Raw genomic sequence first — 3,120 nt, forward strand, 5'->3', positions numbered from 1 at the left:
TGTGGCGGCGGCCTACTCTCCCGGGTGCGACCCCAGTACCATCGGCGCTGCAGGGCTTAACTTCTCTGTTCGGGATGGGAAGAGGTGGGGCCCCTGCGCTCGGCCGCCTAGTCTTTCTGTACCATGTGCCACGTATGGCCTGTTACAGCCCCCTTTCGGGGAAAATATCTTCTGTCCTGAGTCTTGTGTCCCAAGTCTTGAGTCTTTTCAGACATGCCTTTCCGAATATGCGGCGGTCCCGCGGACGCAAGCTTTCGGGCTATTAGTACCGCTCGGCTTTGCCATCGCTGGCTTTACACCTGCGGCCTATCGACGTCGTCGTCTCCGACGGCCCTCTGTGGAAGTCCCATCTCGGAGGGGGTTTCGCACTTAGATGCTTTCAGCGCTTATCCCTTCCCGACGTGGCTACCCGGCGGTGCGGTTGGCACCACAGCCGGCACACCAGCGGTCGGTCCGACCCGGTCCTCTCGTACTAAGGTCGGAGCTCCCCAAACTTCCCACGCCCGCAACAGATAGGGACCGAACTGTCTCACGACGTTCTGAACCCAGCTCGCGTGCCACTTTAATCGGCGAACAGCCGAACCCTTGGGACCTTCTCCAGCCCCAGGATGTGACGAGCCGACATCGAGGTGCCAAACCTCCCCGTCGATATGAGCTCTTGGGGGAGATCAGCCTGTTATCCCCAGAGTACCTTTTATCCTTTGAGCGACGGCCCTTCCATGCGGTACCGCCGGATCACTATGCCCGTGTTTCCACCCTGCTCGGCTTGTCGGCCCCACAGTCAAGCACCCTTATGCCATTGCACTCCGCGCACGGTTACCAAGCGTGCTGAGGGTACCTTTGGAAGCCTCCGTTATCCTTTTGGAGGCGACCACCCCAGTCAAACTACCCGCCAAGCGGTGTCCCCCCACTCGGGGGGTTAGGGGCCAGACGGACGGAGGGCGGTATTTCAACAGCGGCTCCCGAAAGCCTGGCGACTCTCGTTCACGGCCTCCCGCCTATCCTACACACCGTCCGCCCGGCACCAACGCTAAGCTGCAGTAAAGGTTCATGGGGTCTTTCCGTCCCGTTGCGGGTACACGGCATCTTCACCGTGACTACAATTTCACCGGGCTCATGGCCGAGACAGCGCCCAGATCGTTACACCATTCGTGCAGGTCGGAACTTACCCGACAAGGAATTTCGCTACCTTAGGACCGTTATAGTTACGGCCGCCGTTTACCGGGGCTTCGATTCAATGCTTCCCTTGCGGTGACATCCCCTCTTAACCTTCCGGCACCGGGCAGGTGTCAGGCCTTATACTTCCCCTTCCGGGTTCGCAAAGCCATGTGTTTTTGCTAAACAGTCGCCTGGGCCTCTTCACTGCGGCCCCCCTCGCAGGGGGCGCCCCTTCTCCCGAAGTTACAGGGCAATTTTGCCGAGTTCCTTGGCCATGATTCACCCGAGCACCTCAGGATACTCTCCTTGACCACCTGTGTCGGTCTGCGGTACGGGACCGCGCGCTCGCTTTTCTTGGCGCCCGCCTCCCCGGATTGTCGCTTCGGCCGTGGCCCCCGCGTACTATCCCGCGCTTCCGCGCGGTTCAACGCACTATTCCGTCAGTGCGCACCGGGTACACGGACGCGTCGCTTCCATCGCGCGCGGTGTACTGGAATGTTGACCAGTTGTCCATCGGCCTCCCCTAGACGGGTGCGCCTTAGGCCCCGACTGACCCTGATCCGATTAGCGTTGATCAGGAAACCTTGGTCTATCGGTGGGCCGGTTTCGCGCCGGCCTTGTCGTTACTCATGCCTACATTTGCTTTTCCAAACGCTCCAGCGCACATCGCCATGCGCATTCGCCGCGGTTTGGAATGCTCCCCTACCACTGCACAAGTGCAGTCCCTCGCTTCGGCACCGCGCTTGATGCCCGTTTATCATCGGCGCCCTGCCGCTCGACCAGTGAGCTGTTACGCACTCTTCAAAGGAATAGCTGCTTCCAAGCTAACCTCCTGGCTGTCTCTGCAGCTGGACCGCCTTTGCCCAACTTAGCGCGGATTTAGGGGCCTTAGCGGCGGGTCCGGGTTCTTTCCCTCTCGGACCGGGACCTTAGCACCCCGGCCCTCACTGCCGGCAAAAGGCCGCGGCATTCGGAGTTCGTCAGGATTTGGTAGGATGCGACTCCCCCTAGTCCTATCGGTAGCTCTACCTCCGCGGCCCCAACGCCGACGCTGCCCCCAAAGGCATTTCGGGGAGTACGAGCTATTTCTCAGTTTGATTGGCCTTTCACCCCTACCCACAGGTCATCCGGAAGCTTTTCAACGCTTATCGGTTCGGCCCTCCGCTGCGCGTTACCGCAGCATCAGCCTGCCCATGGGTAGATCACAAAGTTTCGCGTCTGCCCCCGCCGACTCGACGCCCTCTTCGGACTCGCTTTCGCTCCGGCTCCTTCCGTCAACGGAATTAACCTCGCCGGCGAGGAGCAACTCGTAGGCTCATTATGCAAAAGGCACGCCGTCATCCCCTAAGGGACTCCGACCGCTTGTAGGCGCACGGTTTCAGGTTCTGTTTCACCCCGTTGTTCACGGTACTTTTCACCTTTCCCTCACGGTACTGGTACACTATCGGTCTCCACGCAGTATTTAGCCTTGCCGGATGGTGCCGGCGGATTCAGCCGGGATTCCTCCCGTCCCGGCCTACTCAGGATACCCGCGCCCGCGTCCATGCTTCCCCTACGGGACTATCACCCCCTGCGGCGCGCCTTCCCAGGCGCTTCGGGTCGCATTCGCGCGGGACCACGCGGGTCCTACTACCCCCGGACGGCCTTGACCGCCCGGGTTTGGGCTGTTCCGCTTCCGCTCGCCGCTACTCACGGAATCACTGTTGTTTTCTCTTCCTCCGCCTACTTAGATGTTTCAGTTCGGCGGGTTCGCCTCCCGGCATCAGCCGGGATATCCCTCGCGGGATGGGTTGCCCCATTCGGACACCCGCGGATCGATCCCCCTTGCGGGTCCCCGCGGATTTTCGCAGCTTGGCACGTCCTTCTTCGCCCCGTGGAGCCCAGGCATCCCCCGTGCGCCCTTCTCTACTTGCTTCGCGCCGTGCCCCCTTTTGCCGGGCACGGCGCCCGACGGGACCCCAA

2 rRNA genes are annotated in these 3,120 nt (G+C 61.3%); both read right to left on the reverse strand.

What is annotated here, in order from left to right:
• Positions 1–2 precede the first annotated feature (2 nt).
• Positions 3–108 (reverse strand): 5S ribosomal RNA (gene rrf, locus C943_RS21155).
• 134 nt (positions 109–242) lie between these two features.
• A 23S ribosomal RNA gene (locus C943_RS21160) occupies positions 243–3,073 on the reverse strand.
• Positions 3,074–3,120 lie beyond the last annotated feature (47 nt).

The organism is Mariniradius saccharolyticus AK6 (assembly GCF_000330725.2).
Classification (GTDB): Bacteria; Bacteroidota; Bacteroidia; order Cytophagales; family Cyclobacteriaceae; genus Mariniradius; species Mariniradius saccharolyticus.